Genomic DNA, 14,309 nt, shown 5'->3' on the forward strand with positions numbered 1-14,309 from the left:
TGGTTAATTTGATGGCTGGTTTAACTGCTTATACCTATTTGCCTAAAAAACCTTCGATTGATATTTACCCAAAAGATTTGCCTGCACTACCTCCTGCTATTTTTTAGTTCCGTCGAACTCACGTTAAGTTAGTTGTAAAGTAGCAGCCACTCGTCAAAAATCGGTAGACAAGAGCGATCGCTTGTAGGCAGATTTACTACAGCAGCTTGGGAAGTGCGATCGCCCTTCAAAAACTCTTGGTACAAAAGTGCGATCGCTCTATCATGCTAGTTTTAGTAATTGCTTCAGGAGCAAGCTATACGTCTCTATCTGTTCCTGGAGAGCGATCGGATTCTACTGTTATTTCCGGAGCTTTTTTAGGTTTTTGATTTTTTACTTCGACATTTTGATGACTTGATGCATCAGATTTGATGTCAGGGTCTCTATCTGTTCCTGGAGAGCGATCGGATTCTACTTTTATTTCCGGAGCTTTTTTAGGTTCTTGATTTTCCATACATTTTTTGCAGTCAATTTGTATAATAATTAACCATTACATGGGCATAATAGCATCTTATTCTCTCTCTACTGCACCAAGAGCTTTTAATGTGTTTTTCTGAGGAGTTGTTAAACCAATTGCGTTTTTAATATTCATACCTTCGTATGGTCTGTCAATTCTGATTGTTTTTACACATTCACCTGTTTCAACATCCCAAAGCTTCATGGTCTCATCTTCGCTGCTACTAACTAACACGGGGCTATTAGGACTAAAGGCAATTGACCGTACTGCTTTGTGGTGTCCCTGAAATGTTTTGAGAACAACACCTGTACTAATATCCCACAGTTTAACAGTCTGGTCGTCACTGCCACTAGCTAAAATTTTGCCATCTGGACTAAAAGCAATTGTTCTAACTCGATATGTGTGACCTTGCAACGTTTGTAGACATTGCCCCGTATTCACATCCCACAGTTTAATAGTTTGGTCTCCACTGGCACTAGCAAGGATATCCTCGCTCTGAGTGAATATAACAGATAAAACCCAATCACTGTGACCTAACAATGTTTGTAAACAAATTCCTGTACTTACATCCCAAAGTTTGATAGTGTTGTCATCGCTACCACTTGCTAGAATTTTACCGCAAGAGCTAAAAGTAATTGTTTTTACTTCACCAATATGTTCTGGCAATGTATGCAGGCATTCTCCCGTATGCCAGTCCCAAAGCTTTACCGTTTGGTCACGACTACCACTTGCTAAAATTTGTGCATCTGGGTTGAAGCTAACAGAATGTACCCAACTATCGTGTCCCCAAAGAGTTTGAAAACACTCTCCTGTGTTTGCATCCCAAAGTTTGATAGTTGTGTCATCGCTGCTAGTTGCCAGAATTGGGCTTTTTCGCGGATTCCCAATATCCTCATTTGACGTTACGCCTTTCCCATCTGTGTAACCATTTCGGTCTTTAGGAGCAAAGGTCACTGATGAGACCAAATTAGTATGCCCTTGTAACGTTCGCAGGCATTGTCCCGTCTCAACATCCCACAATCTCACCCGTTGGTCTTGGCTGCTACTGGCCAATATTTGACCATCTGGACTAAAAGCAACAGATAATATCCAATTAATATAGCCATCCACTGTTCTCAAACATTGTCCCGTGCGGATATCCCATAACTTCATCGTTTGGTTTTCACTAACACTCAGCAAGGTTTGACCATCCGGATTAACAGCAACTAACCAAATGCGGGAAGCGTAGCTATCACCTAAAAGTGAATTGCTATGCTCATGCAAAGTTTGCAGACATTTCCCTGTTAGCACATCCCATATTTTAACAGTTTTATCCTCGCTCCCCGTCACCAGTGTTTTACCATCTGGGCTGAAAGCAACTGCCCATACAAGACTGTTGTAGTCTGGCAATGTTTTTATACACTCACCACTGGCTAAATCCCAAAATTTGACCGTTGTGCGATCGCTTCCCGTCACCAGTGTTTGCCCATCTGGACTAAGAGCAATAGATAACACCCAATTGATGGGGATTTCTAGGACTCGCAGACAAGAACCAGTATTTACATTCCACACTCTCACCCTTTGGTCTTCACCCCCTGTTACCAAGGTTTCTCCATTGGGAGTAAAGGTAGTAAAAAATACTCGATTCCTATGCCCTGACAAAGTTTGCAGACATTCCCCAGTGTGAATATTCCACAATTTTACCGTTTGGTCGTTGCTACCACTGGCTAAAATTTGCCCGTTTGGACTAAAAGCCAGGGATTGCACCCAACTTGTATGACCTCGCAGTGTTTTCAAACATTGCCCAGTGTGGACATTCCACAACCTTACTGTTTGGTCGTTGCTACCACTAGCTAAAATTTGCCCGTCTGGACTAAAAGCCAGCGATTGTACCCAAGCAGTATGACCATTGTAGGTAATAATTTGTGTGATGTTTGCAACTGACCACAAGCTAATCTCACTGTCAGTACTTGTTGCCAGTAGTTTCCCATCTGGGCTGAAAGTTGCTGATAAAACACCCCCTAATGTTCGAGTCAAAGCCGACTTACTTAAATCTGCATTGGCGAAGTTGACTCGATGCAAATTCATCCCCTGTAAGTAAGCTTGCCAAACCGTTAAATTAGAAAAATCATAGCCACTAAGGTCAACATCAAGCTGCCAGAGTAAATTGAGAATATTACCACCTGCATATCCTGGTTTTCGCGGAGCAACCGACTTCAGCTTTGATAAAAGTTGATTCAAATAGTTTTGCACATTTTCTTGCGTCCCTAAGAGGTTGAGTAATTTATCCGCAAGGGGTTTGAGGAGCAACTGAATTTGGGCATTGATTACATAATCTTTGGCAGTAGCCCTGATTAATGCACAGCTATGATTAAATAGTCCTATTTCGACCGTTTGAATTTCTTGACAAATCTGTTCGATTAAGCGATCGCTAACATACTCCATCACCACTGGTTGTTGAGTAAAATTACCAGAATTCTTCTCAATTAGTGAGCGCAATTGTAGAGATTCTAAAGTTTCTAACAAATCTTTGAGCGAAACAGCAGGAACAATGTCCTCTTGTAACTCCCTAAACGATACCCATTCTCGATTAATTGTCAACCAGTACATTACCTGTTGTTCTAAAGTTGACAAGCGATTAAACTGCTGGTCAAGTAAATCCGAAATATCACCAAAGACAATGGTTCCTTGTTCTAAAAACTGAGCAGCATTGCCGTCAAATAATTCATGAATAGTCGTTGCAACAATCTTCAACGCCAAAGGATTCCCTGCATAAAACTCTACCAGCGCAAGACATTCGGATTCTGAGACCCAAAAGCCTTTTTCTGCGAGAATTTTCTCACCTTGTACCCCTGTTAAGCCAGATAACCTCAGCGAACGAATCGGAGAGTTTATACCTTCTTTAATCCTAATTCCTCTGGGTTTCTCCCTACTGGTCAACACTAGACAACTTTGATGGTTAGTCTCTCCCAAACATCTGAGGAGGTGTCCATATCCTTCATATCCTTGGCGATATGCTCCTGCGCGTTCGTCACTAGATAAAATTGACTCTACATTATCTAAGACTAACAAACAACGCGAGGCACGCAGATATTCTATTAAACAGGAGATTTTACCGTCTAAGTTCTCTGGTAAAGTTGTTTCTTGCTGATGGGACAAAAAGTTAATTAGGTCGGTCAAAAGCTCATGAATTGGTGGCGCATTACGCAGACTTCGCCAAATCAGGTACTGAAATTCGGTTTGCAAAAGCTGCGCTAATTTCACAGACAAAGCAGTTTTACCAATTCCACCCATGCCGATTAAAGTAATCAGTCGGCAATGGTCATTAACAATCCATTGTTTTAGTGTAGCTAATTCTTCAGTGCGCCCGTAGAAAACTGAGACATCAATCGCCTCTCCCCAGTCTTGATGATTATTAGTGGTTCCTCCTCCAGTATTTTTCTCTTGAACTACAGTCTGGGATGGCAGATCAAAATCCAAATCAGCGATTTCTCTCCACGAGAGTGCCAACTTCTGACAAAGTTCTTCAAAAGTCACATAGTCAACTGGTTTACCTGTAAGAAAGTTACTGACTGTGGCTAAAGCCAAGCCTACATCTTCAGCCAAAACTCTTTGACTCGGGTAGCCGTTACGCTTGACTGCTTGTTTTACTTTCTGAATGCACTCCTGACGAACCCTAAGCGATCTTGGCATGGCTCGTTTGATTACGACTTTATGAATTTTACCAGTAACACACTAAAAGTCAGTCACAAGTCAGAAACAAGTCAGTAATCCTCAGACGATAAGCCAGTATGCAGTGGGGTTTGATGAATATATCAGGTTCAAACCAAAGGTAAGTAAGCATTATTCTCCAGAATCTTTGGCAATACAACCCTAAGTATAAGGGGTTACGGGTGATGAAATCTGATCAGGCGATAACTATATTAAGTATTAGGAGATAAAATGACCAATATTTTAGTAAATGATGCTGAAACCAAGACCAAAAACCTCTTAATGAAATGCTTGGAGACAGCAGGATTTGAGGTGATTATCACAGAAAATGGTCTTGTTAATGTTCAGTTAGCACATGAGAAATTCTCTACTACCACCGAAAGTATAAAATCAAATATTCAACAGTCCATATTTCCATCTATTCCCCGACTGAGTGAAGTTTTCGAGTTCATTGAATTGAATTATCATCAAAGTATTAGTCTGAAAGAAGTAGCTCAAGCAGTTGGTTATTCTTCAGCTTATTTAACCGACTTAGTGCGAAGAATTACGGGAAAAACTGTCAATAATTGGATTATTGAGCGCCGACTAGCAGCTGCAAGCTCCTTACTTTTAGAAACTAATGATTCTGTTGAGCAGATTGCTTTAGATGTAGGCTATCAAAATATCAATCATTTCTACTGTCAGTTTCGTGATTACTATAAAAATACTCCCCGTGCTTGGAGAGAGAGACAGCGTTCTCATGCATTGTTATAACGGCACAAAAAATATTACCTATTAACTGCTAATTAATCAACTAATATATTATCTCAATGCGATACTAGATTATGTTATTTACTAATCTAGTATTTTTTTATTTAAAGATTTATGGAAATCATCAACTCCCAAAATTAGGGGGCGATTAGAAAATATTAAATATTTGAGCTACTTTTTGAGGAGAATCTAAAAATACTGAATGTTTCATTAGAACTTTATCGAAAAATAGTTAATTATCAATCAAATTTTCTCAAGATAATATATGTGTATGGAAAGCAAAGCAGAGCTAACAAACAAGCTTGTAAGCTCTTAAAAATCTGGAAATTAAAATATTATTTCTATGATTTTTCACTAAAAACTTTCCTTCAACGAAACCTTATAAACAACAAAAATCAAATTCTGAAAGGATAAACTCATGGCAACTTATACAGCAACAACAAATGGTGCAACTGAAACATTTGAATCATTTTCTGAAGCTGATATCGAAAGCTTAGAATACGGTTCAGCTGAAGCAGGGATTGAATCTCAGTTAGAGGAAAACTTAGAAAGTGTATCTTTTGAGAGTGTAGCTGAAGATGTAGAAGCTTACATTGAAGGAGACTTAGAACGTCGTCCTCCTAGCAGTTTGGTGATTAAACGGTTGACGAAAATTTTTACCGCTTTAGTCAAAAATACCGTGAAAAAAATCACCAGTAATCCTAGAACTCGTGCCAAGCTGCAAGCTGCTTGTCGCAAAGGTCCTGATGCTGTTGCTATACTCTTAACTTCAATCATTACTAAAACATTGCCAACTTATTTCAGATGGATGTCTGCCATCTTCATTCCGCCAATTGTGGCTCGCCTTTTCCCTGCTATTTGCAAAGATGCTGGGTTGAAATCAGATGAAGTACCAGCAGCAGCTGAATTTGCTTGGGCGGCGTGGGGCATGGGTGCTCTGGTAGGGCATTTGTGGGGTAACCGAGGATGAAGATAACCAAGCTGTCTAACTGATATTTTGCAACATTCTCAATAACCGTAGGGTGGCACTAATTACAAGGTAAAAATCAAGATTTTAGCCTCTATGTAAGCAGTTTCCACCCTCTTATTTTCAAGGAGTAAATCATGATTTCAGAAGAAGATTTTGAACTCACAGAACAGCAACTAGAAAAAGCAGGACTAGAAATTCGTGAGAAATGGGGAGCCGAAATTGAAGCCAAACTTGAAGGCTCTTTAGGGTATCAAATTATGAATGAAGTTGACGATGTGAATTCAACAACACGTCAACGGGTGATGATTTATTACAAACCGACCAAGTGCTTTGAGCAGTACCATGAAGAGTTTGAGCAACTGGAGGAAATTTACGAAAAACGCAATGAAGAATTTGAAGTTGAAGAATTCGCCGAGTTTGAAAGCTTAGTAAATCAAGATATTGAATCACTCATAGAAGATTTAAAACAAGAGCAAGCTTTGGTGGAACACTTAACATTAGGTGAAGCTGTCGTTGCTAACTTAACTCCTGCCCAAATTCAAAAATTCGCACAGCAAAGCAATATAGTCCGCTTGGAAGCTGATAAACCCTTGAGATTAGAACTAGACCAAAGTTCTGTAACTGTGGGGTTAGTCAATGCTAGAACTCAAGGAATAGTTGGTACTGGCAAAGGAGTGATTATCGCTGTTCTTGATGGTGAAGTGGATATCAACCATCCTGACTTGAAAGGTCGTGTCGTCCATAAGCGGAATTATACTAGTGAACCTTGGGGAAATCCTCACCCACATGGAACTCATGTGGCGGGTATTATTGCTGGCAATGGCTTACAGTACAAAGGTATGGCACCAGAGGCAGTTATTTGGAGCTATAAGTTACTACCTTCCGAAGCAACGAACTCAGGGCAAGGTTTTAAAGGTGCAGATGCAATCGAAGATGTAATTAAAGACATGAAAGAAGGTGTCAAGATAGCTAACTGTAGCTGGGGTGTTCCGACAGAGCTAGATGGTACTAATGTTTGGGCAAAAACTGCGGAACGAGCCACAAAATTAGGCTTAGTCTTGGTTAAGAGCGCAGGTAATAATGGGCCTGAACCCGGAACCCTTACCTCTCCCGCAGATGCCTTTGGTGATGTAATTGTTGTTGGGGCATCCAGCCGTGATGGTTCTCAAGTAACGTCTTTTAGCAGTCGTGGCCCAACTGCCGATAACCGACCCAAGCCGGATATTTTAGCACCTGGCGAACAAATTGTTTCTGCCGTACCTGGTGGTAGCTACCAAAAGATGAGTGGTACTAGTATGGCAGCACCTCATATTGCAGGTATAGCTGCCCTGTTATTAGAGCGTAACCCCAAACTCGAACCTTGGCAGATTAAAAAAATTCTCATGGAATCTGCAAAACCACTGGAGTCAACCAGCGATCCCAATGTCCAAGGCAAAGGTTTAGTCGATGTCGTTAAAGCTTTGCAGATGGCAACGCAACCTGTATCAGAAGAGAAACAGATTACCTACACATCGGTAGTCAAGCAAAGGAAGTTACTAGAGCAACTCAACATTTCCGTGAGGAATACTAGCAAGGAAGTTATGCAAGGGGTAAAAGCTAGCTTGGTATCAGATATTGATGACATTAAAGTCACGACTGCCGAACAAAACTATGGTAATTTGCGGACTGGGACAGAAATTATACGCAATTTTGAAATTGAAGTCTCTTCCAATTACAAGCCGAGCCAATACAATCTGATTTTAAACCTGAGTTACACCACACCTACAGGCAAAAAAAAGACCGAATCGTATCAGACTAAACATCAAATCCCAAGTCTGGCTAAATAGAGATTGCTTCAGCAGACTGAAAATAAGTAAGAAGATTGCAAAAAGATGAAAGTTAACTTCCACACCATTGCACGGGGCGCTAACAGCTCATACCAAACAGCCAGCCAGATGGTAATTGATAACCCAAAAGAATGGGCAGACATTTGGCAGCAACACGCCTCTGATATTATACCACCGCCACCTATTCCCAAGGTGGATTTTACAACTAACTTGGTAGCCGCTGTCTTTATGGGGGAGAAACGTACTGGCGGTTATTCGGTGGAAATTCTCTCAGTTGAGACCAAAAGCTCTGAGAAAGAAAACCTGGCATCGTTGGTAATTACAGTTGCCTATCGCCAGCCTAAGCCTGGAGACATTGTTCCAGAGGTGATTACGCACCCATACCAGATAATTACAATTCCCCAACTTGCTGCTAACAAGGTTCTGTTTAAACAGGCTTAAGTAAATACCACCCTTGTTAAGGTCAATTTTTTGGTAGATTTCGCAAACTCGGCTGACATTGAAACTCAATTTTTTAAGGAGTAAATTATGGCTACACAGATAGTCGAAAACTTGGAATTGTTCTCAGAAGCTCAACTAGAAGCTCTGGAATTCCTACCAGAGGAATTAGAAAACATTGAATCTGAGCTATATCCTAATTTGGAAAGTATATCTTTGGAGGAAGTGGCTAAAGACCTGGAAGCTTACTTCGAGGGAGATGTTGAAGAGGCAGGGTTGGAAGCGCGTGGTCGTGGTGGTGGCGCTCGTGGTGGTCGTGGTGGCGCTCGTGGTGGCGCTCGTGGTGGTCGTGGTGGCAGCCCTAGCCGCAGCCCTAGCCGCAGCCCTAGCCCTCCTCCTCTGAGCATAAACGATGTTGACTATGGCGAAATACGGCACGGAGGAAGTGGCCCAGGTCCACGCAGTATCAGGATATCGAGAAAAAGAAGAGCGAATGATTTGACCACCTATAGCATTTCACCAAATCCCCACAATAATAGAGCATACAACAATGACAGGCAGGCTAGATTTTACAGGGCAGCTGCCAACGCAATTGTTGCTGCTTTTAATAACCCTGACGGTACTTATCCACAACAGGTAGAATTTGGATGGGAAAAAGAAAACTATACCCTTAACAAACAATAAGAAAGTATATTGCCATTGAATCAAAAGCTTTAATTGTGCCAAAAATAGACTCAACTTTCAATCAAATTCGATTTTAAGTGTGATCGCTCTTTTTTAGGACTTACGCAAAAAGTGCTAAAAAGCTTAATTTATCGAACCGCCAAGAACGCCAAGAACGCCAAGAATCGTAGAGTTTGCGTAAGTCCTATTTTTGTAGAGACAGTCTTAAAAGTCATGCGATCGCTCTTTTGATAAGCTTAATCAGGGTGCGATGTCTGTTCTCAACAGTGCGATCGCTAATTTTGTCGAGACTGTGTTGAAAAGAATGCGATCGCTCTTTTGATGAAGGTTATCAGGGTGCGATGTTTGTTCTCAACAGTGCAATCGCGCCATTATTTGCTGGTTCAACCTGACCTAAAGGCGATCGTTCATATTCGATGCCTTCAAAAGTTTCGATTTGCTTTGCCAAATTACCTCAATTATCAAGCACTAAATTTGAGATTTACCTGTGTTGTGAATTATTACAGCAGTGAGTAATTGTTTCGGCAGTTGCTCACTGCTGCTTTTTTACCACTTTTTTCACATTCATATATTTCTCCTGACTGAATCAACTACAGCTTGTATATATAGAGATAAATAAATTGTCACTATCTAAAAATAATTAATCATCGCTTCTATGAGTCTCGAAAGATAGTTAATTATCAATCCAATCAAGAAAGAATAGTATTGATATTAACAAAGAGCTTCATGGTTAGCAAACAAGCTCAATGTTGCATTTTCATCCAGATGGAAATGTAATTGGACAAAACATTTTTTAGGAGTTCTCAGTCGAGTCAGGTGGAGATGAGATTTGTATATCTCTTATGAGGTATATATTCCCTACCCTTATACATTTCGTCAAAACAAGAACTTCTATAAGCAAACTCTTTAGAAACAAACAAAAGGAACAATATGCTTTTATTTTTTACAATGGCACTAGATGAAACCTCAGAACTCAATAGAGGTAGATTATTTCTAGTAGATGAAACCGAAGGAATTGTTGGCAGATGGGTTGCGATAAGTAGCACTGCGGATAAACAAGGGGTAAAAGATTGGAATGTTCGTGGTGGTGTAATACCTCCTACTTATGAATTAAGCTCACCATTACCTTTTTACTCCGTTACAGTTAACCCTGTAGACCTCAGAAACGTCAAAGGAGTAGAAGGTAATGGTTACGCCATTACACCATTTGAAGTCACAACCATTGGTGGAGGAACCCGTTCTGACCTGCTAATTCATAAAGATGCAAATGTGCCAGGAAGTATGGGCTGCATTGTGTTACCTGAATCAGAATTCACAGATTTTGAGGAAGTTTTTCAAAAACATTGTCAAGGGCAAAATACGGTCAAACTTCTCGTTGGCTATACTTATTAGGAGAAAATAAGTATGAAACTCCAAGATATTATAAAGCTTGATAAATCTCTTGAGTTTGACTATTTGCGTCAAGACCAAGAGTTAGCAAAGCAAGTTCAAATCCGCCTGATTGATCTAAAATTACTTTCAGGAGTTGCTGATGGACTCTATGGACCTCGCACTAAAGCTTCTTTAGAAAACTTTGCCCGTGCTTTTGACTTACTCGATATTTTGAACGCGGAATTTGCTGTCAAACTGATTGAAGTTAAGGAAGTTCCTAATCTCTCGGTTCAAATTTCCGCAAAACTACCTCAATGCGGAATTGAGTTAATCAAATATTTTGAAAGCTGCTTTCTTGATGCATATCCTGACCCTTACACAAGATGCGAACCGATCACAATTGGGTGGGGGTCAACCAAGAAACGCGATGGCAGCCCGTGGTATCTTGGGGAGAGTATTTCTCAAGAAGAAGCTTTGGAGCTTTTGATTTATCAGTTGGAAAATAATTACTTACCTGATTTAGAAAAAATACCTTGTTGGCATCAACTAAATACTAACCAACAAGGAGCGTTACTTAGCTTTGGCTACAACTTGGGAAGTAAATTCTTTGGTGCCCCTGGCTTTAATTCCATTACCAGAGTTTTAGAAAGTCGCAATTGGTCTGAAATCAAAGAGACTTTCATCAAATACCGTAACCCTGGAACGAATGTTGAGGAAGGACTTTTGGCACGAAGGCAGGCTGAGGCTGAACTATTTTTAACACCTGTAGCGTAACTGGTATTCTAGCTAGAATTCTTCTATTATTCTAAATTGAATAATAGACATAACAGGGGTGTAGAAGCCATGCAACCTCTGTTTAGCTTACGTTATATTGTATCGCTACTCGCAAGCGAAGTTGTCTCAATTACCAAACACGCTTATATGTAGATAACCCAAGTTGTGAACTTGGGTTATCTTTGTAAATTGTTAAATCAAGTCATCAAGCTGCCTGGTCAAAACACCTTGCAAATCGACGCGGTTATCATCGTAAATAATCACAGTTCTGGGGTCGGAGTGGCGGCTTAATTTTTGAGTAGCCCGAATATTGCCATTATTTTGGTTCAGCGCTTCAGTAATAGCGCTATGCCTTACCCGGTGGGGACTCATCTGCTTTTCAATCCCCGCCAACTTGCAATATTTGATAACAATTAGACGTATCGCTTCCCCAGTTAACCTATTACCAAACCTTACTGGGTCAAGGGAAATAAAAATTGGTTCGTTGGGCTTATCAGCAGCATTAGATGCTTGCAACCAATCAGAAATTGAAGCAGCAGTTTTTTGAGAAATTGTCACCAACTCCCGTTCCCCATTGCGTCCCTTACCGCTAACCTCGATTTGACATCTGGCATATTTAAAATGCTTCACATCTAAACTGGGAATCTCCCCGCGCCGTAGGGCATTACTCCAAAGCAGCCGCATGATGGAATAATCGCGCTTCCCCCCTAGAGTCGAAGTATCGATTGCCTCAAATAACTTAATCACCTCCGGAACATCAATCCCCTTAGTATCCCGATAGGGTCTAACTTTCTCATTTTTAATCACTTCCAGGTCGTAATCGCAGATGTCAAAAATCTGCCCCATTTCCACCAAAGATTTTATCGCGCTAATTCTGCGGTTAATCGTTGCTGGCGCTAAACCTTGCTCGAAAAGATGGTTGCGGTAGGCGACCACTACCGAGATCGCCTGCGTTTTGGACAGCGATAAAAATTCGCGGGCCAGGTCGGATGTTAATTCACGACCGGGAGCAATGAGATTAAAGAAATTTCGCAAGTCATGAGAATAAGCCCTGCGGGTGTGTTCGGAGCGTTTTTGCGTCAGTAACACTTCGAGAATTTGTTTACTATCGCTCTGTGTAATTGCACTTAAAGATGTGATAGAGCGGAGTGTGATGATACCAGACATAGGAGAAAATCGTTGATTTATAAGGCTTGTGCGCGTTAAGTGCTTGTTAAAAGTGCATTCTCACAACCACTTTACATTACGATTAACTTTATTTTCCCGATCCTTTGGCTTTTTCATCGTCATTAATCCGCAGTCGTTATGATTTGGACTTTAATTGTTTTAAAGTGCTGTAAGTCACTTGGTACGAATGCAATTCTCTCGCGCCTTGCTCTGCATTAAAAATGGTCGAGCGAACAATGCTTTCTTGATCCAATTCCTGATATGTTGATAGCAATGCTATCTACTTGATATCGATAGCTGTTGCTATCAATTGCGATATCACTATGCCTGACGAGAACAAACAAGCGCGAGATGATCCGCGTACCCACTCCCCTGATTCCAGCAGTTAGGGAGTTATCCCGGCTGCACCGACAAGGACTCTCAAGCGAGGTGCTTCACTATGCAGATGATTTGATAGCAGCGTTAGATAATGGCAGGGGTAGTCCCCACAATCACCTCTCCCAAAACATATCGACGATTTGCTCTCGTCTGGATAATCTAGAATTACGTTTGTCGGGTGATATTAGTAGCGATGCATCCAGTAACCAGCATCTCACCGATTTAGAACAAAAAATCGACTCTATAAATAATCGGCTAGCACAATTTGCCGAGGTAATTATGCAGCTTCAAAGTAATATTAATAATCAACCAAGGCGGGGTAAGTCATACTACGGCAATTCTTATAATCAAGGGCAACCTGTTAAGTTTCAGCCAATTACAGAAGAAAGTTTGGCTTCAAGGTTAGGGGTAACTCCAGAAACTATTCGTAAGGAAAGAGAAAGTCAACCCGCGCCGCTTTTTTTCGCATGGTCTAAGCGCAAGGATACGAATGGTATTGGCTCTTAATTTAATCAGAAAACGGGATTGTATCATCCAATTACTTGAACCCGACAGCGATGATTATTTTAATAAACGCAGCTGAGGCGGAAATCCAGGTTCACTCTTTGATAGCTTTACCGTTAAAATAATAGATATTGGTTTATAGGTAAAAGCATGACAGAAACCAAGTCTACCCGTGTTGTCCGTAGGGGGAGAATATTTCCCGAAATCCAATGGAATGAGTCACAAAAAGCACGACGTGAAGCCGAACGCGAGGCTTTTTACCAACGTTGTCAACCTATTTTTGAGCGAGTAAAATCAGAATTAATTGAAACTCACTACAACTGGTTTGTTGCAGTTGAACCAGATAGTGGAGAATATTTTGTTGATAAAGATTTAGAAGTAGTCTCATTACAGTGTCGCCAACAGCATCCAGGCAAAATCCACTATACTTTTCGGATTAATGAGTCTGGGGCTTGCGGCACGATATGACGATTTCCGGTTTTTTTGGTGATGAGGATGCACTACTTTTTGAAATTAATTTAATAACATCAGATGGATTAGAATTACCTGTTGAGGCGATGTTTGATACAGGTTTTTCGTATTGGTTAGCGATTAATGACCAAGATATAGATGCACTTGGTTGGGAGCGTTTACGAGAGCAAACAATGCGAACTGCACGGGGAGATGTAAAATTTGACATCTATGTTGGTCAAGTACTATTTGATGGTCAAGAGTTTGACATCCCTGTACATGTTGGCAAAGATTTAACAGAAGTTTTACTCGGTCGTCAATGGTTAACAAATCGTCGGTTAGTCGTTAATATACAGTCGGGTGAATTGACGTTGGGTTGAAGAAGGCAGGAGGCAGAGGGCAGTCCCGATGAAACAAGTTTCACAGCCAAGCATGAAAATGTGGTGTGGGACTGAGCTATATAGATACTCATCTAAATAGCATTTTCAAGTCAGAAGGCAGAAGGAACAATTGGGCGGGGTCTGAATCCCCGCCCAATTGTAAGCGCCGTGTAGACGGCGGGGTTTTAGACCCTTGTTCCCTTTGGTCACAGGCAGAGGGCAGGAAGCAGTATTCCCTTCTGCCTTCTGCCTTAAAGCGCGTAACATTTCATCATCACCAAAAGCTGACAAGAACCTTAATCCTACGTGAGTTCGACGGATAGGAAAGCCCAAAAAGGTTGCTATATATGAATTTACTCAAGTGGGCAGGCGGAAGCGATCGCTAAGATTAATTGAGAATCGGTAAAAAACTCACAAAAAAACGCCGAGAC

General features: G+C 40.9%; 13 protein-coding genes and 1 pseudogene. 11 read left to right on the forward strand and 3 right to left on the reverse strand.

The window, feature by feature from the left end; translation table 11 throughout:
* Positions 1-107, forward strand: a pseudogene (locus LC586_RS43130) (IS982 family transposase); the annotation flags it as partial.
* 188 nt (positions 108-295) lie between these two features.
* On the opposite strand, the gene LC586_RS36405 reads toward LC586_RS43130, so the two are convergent.
* Together LC586_RS36405 and LC586_RS36410 are read right to left on the reverse strand one after the other, a co-directional pair.
* Positions 296-493 (reverse strand): hypothetical protein, encoded by a 198-nt coding sequence (locus LC586_RS36405; RefSeq protein ID WP_229490427.1) that lies wholly within the window; start codon positions 491-493, stop codon positions 296-298.
* A 57-nt stretch (positions 494-550) separates the two neighbouring features.
* A complete protein-coding gene (locus LC586_RS36410) occupies positions 551-4,168 on the reverse strand; it encodes a WD40 domain-containing protein (protein WP_229490428.1) in 3,618 nt (1,205 codons plus the stop codon).
* A gap of 249 nt (positions 4,169-4,417) precedes the next feature.
* Between LC586_RS36410 and LC586_RS36415 the strand changes: the two genes are divergently transcribed.
* From LC586_RS36415 to LC586_RS36445, 7 genes are all read left to right on the forward strand, one after another.
* A complete protein-coding gene (locus tag LC586_RS36415; protein WP_229490429.1) occupies positions 4,418-4,939 on the forward strand; it encodes a helix-turn-helix domain-containing protein in 522 nt (173 codons plus the stop codon).
* A gap of 415 nt (positions 4,940-5,354) precedes the next feature.
* Entirely contained in the window at positions 5,355-5,906 is a 552-nt protein-coding gene (locus tag LC586_RS36420; protein ID WP_229490430.1) for a hypothetical protein, read from the forward strand.
* Between the two features lie 134 nt (positions 5,907-6,040).
* Positions 6,041-7,732 carry a S8 family serine peptidase gene (locus LC586_RS36425; RefSeq protein WP_229490431.1) on the forward strand — a complete coding sequence of 564 codons (1,692 nt, stop codon included), beginning with the start codon at positions 6,041-6,043 and terminating at the stop codon, positions 7,730-7,732.
* Positions 7,733-7,777: 45 nt separating this feature from the next.
* Positions 7,778-8,173, forward strand: a complete 396-nt coding sequence (locus LC586_RS36430) for a protease complex subunit PrcB family protein (RefSeq protein ID WP_229490432.1) — start codon at positions 7,778-7,780, stop codon at positions 8,171-8,173.
* 87 nt (positions 8,174-8,260) lie between these two features.
* Positions 8,261-8,854 (forward strand): hypothetical protein, encoded by a 594-nt coding sequence (locus LC586_RS36435; RefSeq protein WP_229490433.1) that lies wholly within the window; start codon positions 8,261-8,263, stop codon positions 8,852-8,854.
* 930 nt (positions 8,855-9,784) lie between these two features.
* Positions 9,785-10,246, forward strand: coding sequence for a hypothetical protein (locus LC586_RS36440; RefSeq protein ID WP_190958601.1), 462 nt, complete (start codon positions 9,785-9,787; stop codon positions 10,244-10,246).
* A 12-nt stretch (positions 10,247-10,258) separates the two neighbouring features.
* Positions 10,259-10,999 carry a glycoside hydrolase family protein gene (locus tag LC586_RS36445; protein ID WP_229490434.1) on the forward strand — a complete coding sequence of 247 codons (741 nt, stop codon included), beginning with the start codon at positions 10,259-10,261 and terminating at the stop codon, positions 10,997-10,999.
* 192 nt (positions 11,000-11,191) lie between these two features.
* Here the strand turns inward: LC586_RS36445 and LC586_RS36450 are convergent, their stop codons facing one another.
* Complete coding sequence (locus LC586_RS36450) at positions 11,192-12,166, reverse strand: tyrosine-type recombinase/integrase (protein ID WP_229490435.1); 975 nt, start codon at positions 12,164-12,166, stop codon at positions 11,192-11,194.
* Positions 12,167-12,517: 351 nt separating this feature from the next.
* Between LC586_RS36450 and LC586_RS36455 the strand changes: the two genes are divergently transcribed.
* The 3 genes from LC586_RS36455 (at position 12,518) to LC586_RS36465 (ending at position 13,878) form a co-directional block, all read left to right on the forward strand.
* Complete coding sequence (locus LC586_RS36455; RefSeq protein ID WP_229490437.1) at positions 12,518-13,051, forward strand: hypothetical protein; 534 nt, start codon at positions 12,518-12,520, stop codon at positions 13,049-13,051.
* A 147-nt stretch (positions 13,052-13,198) separates the two neighbouring features.
* Positions 13,199-13,516: a hypothetical protein gene (locus tag LC586_RS36460; protein ID WP_190937475.1), complete on the forward strand. Its 318-nt coding sequence runs from the start codon at positions 13,199-13,201 to the stop codon at positions 13,514-13,516.
* The gene (locus LC586_RS36465) at positions 13,513-13,878 is read left to right on the forward strand and encodes a retroviral-like aspartic protease family protein (protein ID WP_229490439.1); all 366 of its coding nucleotides are present in this window, start codon (positions 13,513-13,515) and stop codon (positions 13,876-13,878) included. Before LC586_RS36460 ends, LC586_RS36465 begins: the two co-directional genes overlap by 4 nt.
* The last annotated feature ends 431 nt before the right edge of the window (positions 13,879-14,309 follow it).

The organism is Nostoc favosum CHAB5714 (assembly GCF_020829495.1).
Lineage (GTDB): Bacteria > Cyanobacteriota > Cyanobacteriia > Cyanobacteriales > Nostocaceae > Nostoc > Nostoc favosum.

Excerpts from the sequence above, each read along its gene's own strand:
- LC586_RS36435 (WP_229490433.1), top strand. The coding sequence starts at position 8,261 with ATGGCTACACAGATAGTCGAAAACTTGGAATTGTTCTCAGAAGCTCAA.
- LC586_RS36410 (WP_229490428.1), bottom strand. The coding sequence starts at position 4,168 with ATGCCAAGATCGCTTAGGGTTCGTCAGGAGTGCATTCAGAAAGTAAAA.
- LC586_RS36460 (WP_190937475.1), top strand. The coding sequence starts at position 13,199 with ATGACAGAAACCAAGTCTACCCGTGTTGTCCGTAGGGGGAGAATATTT.
- LC586_RS36415 (WP_229490429.1), top strand. The coding sequence starts at position 4,418 with ATGACCAATATTTTAGTAAATGATGCTGAAACCAAGACCAAAAACCTC.
- LC586_RS36440 (WP_190958601.1), top strand. The coding sequence starts at position 9,785 with ATGCTTTTATTTTTTACAATGGCACTAGATGAAACCTCAGAACTCAAT.
- LC586_RS36420 (WP_229490430.1), top strand. The coding sequence starts at position 5,355 with ATGGCAACTTATACAGCAACAACAAATGGTGCAACTGAAACATTTGAA.
- LC586_RS36450 (WP_229490435.1), bottom strand. The coding sequence starts at position 12,166 with ATGTCTGGTATCATCACACTCCGCTCTATCACATCTTTAAGTGCAATT.
- LC586_RS36455 (WP_229490437.1), top strand. The coding sequence starts at position 12,518 with ATGATCCGCGTACCCACTCCCCTGATTCCAGCAGTTAGGGAGTTATCC.
- LC586_RS36405 (WP_229490427.1), bottom strand. The coding sequence starts at position 493 with ATGGAAAATCAAGAACCTAAAAAAGCTCCGGAAATAAAAGTAGAATCC.
- LC586_RS36425 (WP_229490431.1), top strand. The coding sequence starts at position 6,041 with ATGATTTCAGAAGAAGATTTTGAACTCACAGAACAGCAACTAGAAAAA.
- LC586_RS36465 (WP_229490439.1), top strand. The coding sequence starts at position 13,513 with ATGACGATTTCCGGTTTTTTTGGTGATGAGGATGCACTACTTTTTGAA.
- LC586_RS36445 (WP_229490434.1), top strand. The coding sequence starts at position 10,259 with ATGAAACTCCAAGATATTATAAAGCTTGATAAATCTCTTGAGTTTGAC.
- LC586_RS36430 (WP_229490432.1), top strand. The coding sequence starts at position 7,778 with ATGAAAGTTAACTTCCACACCATTGCACGGGGCGCTAACAGCTCATAC.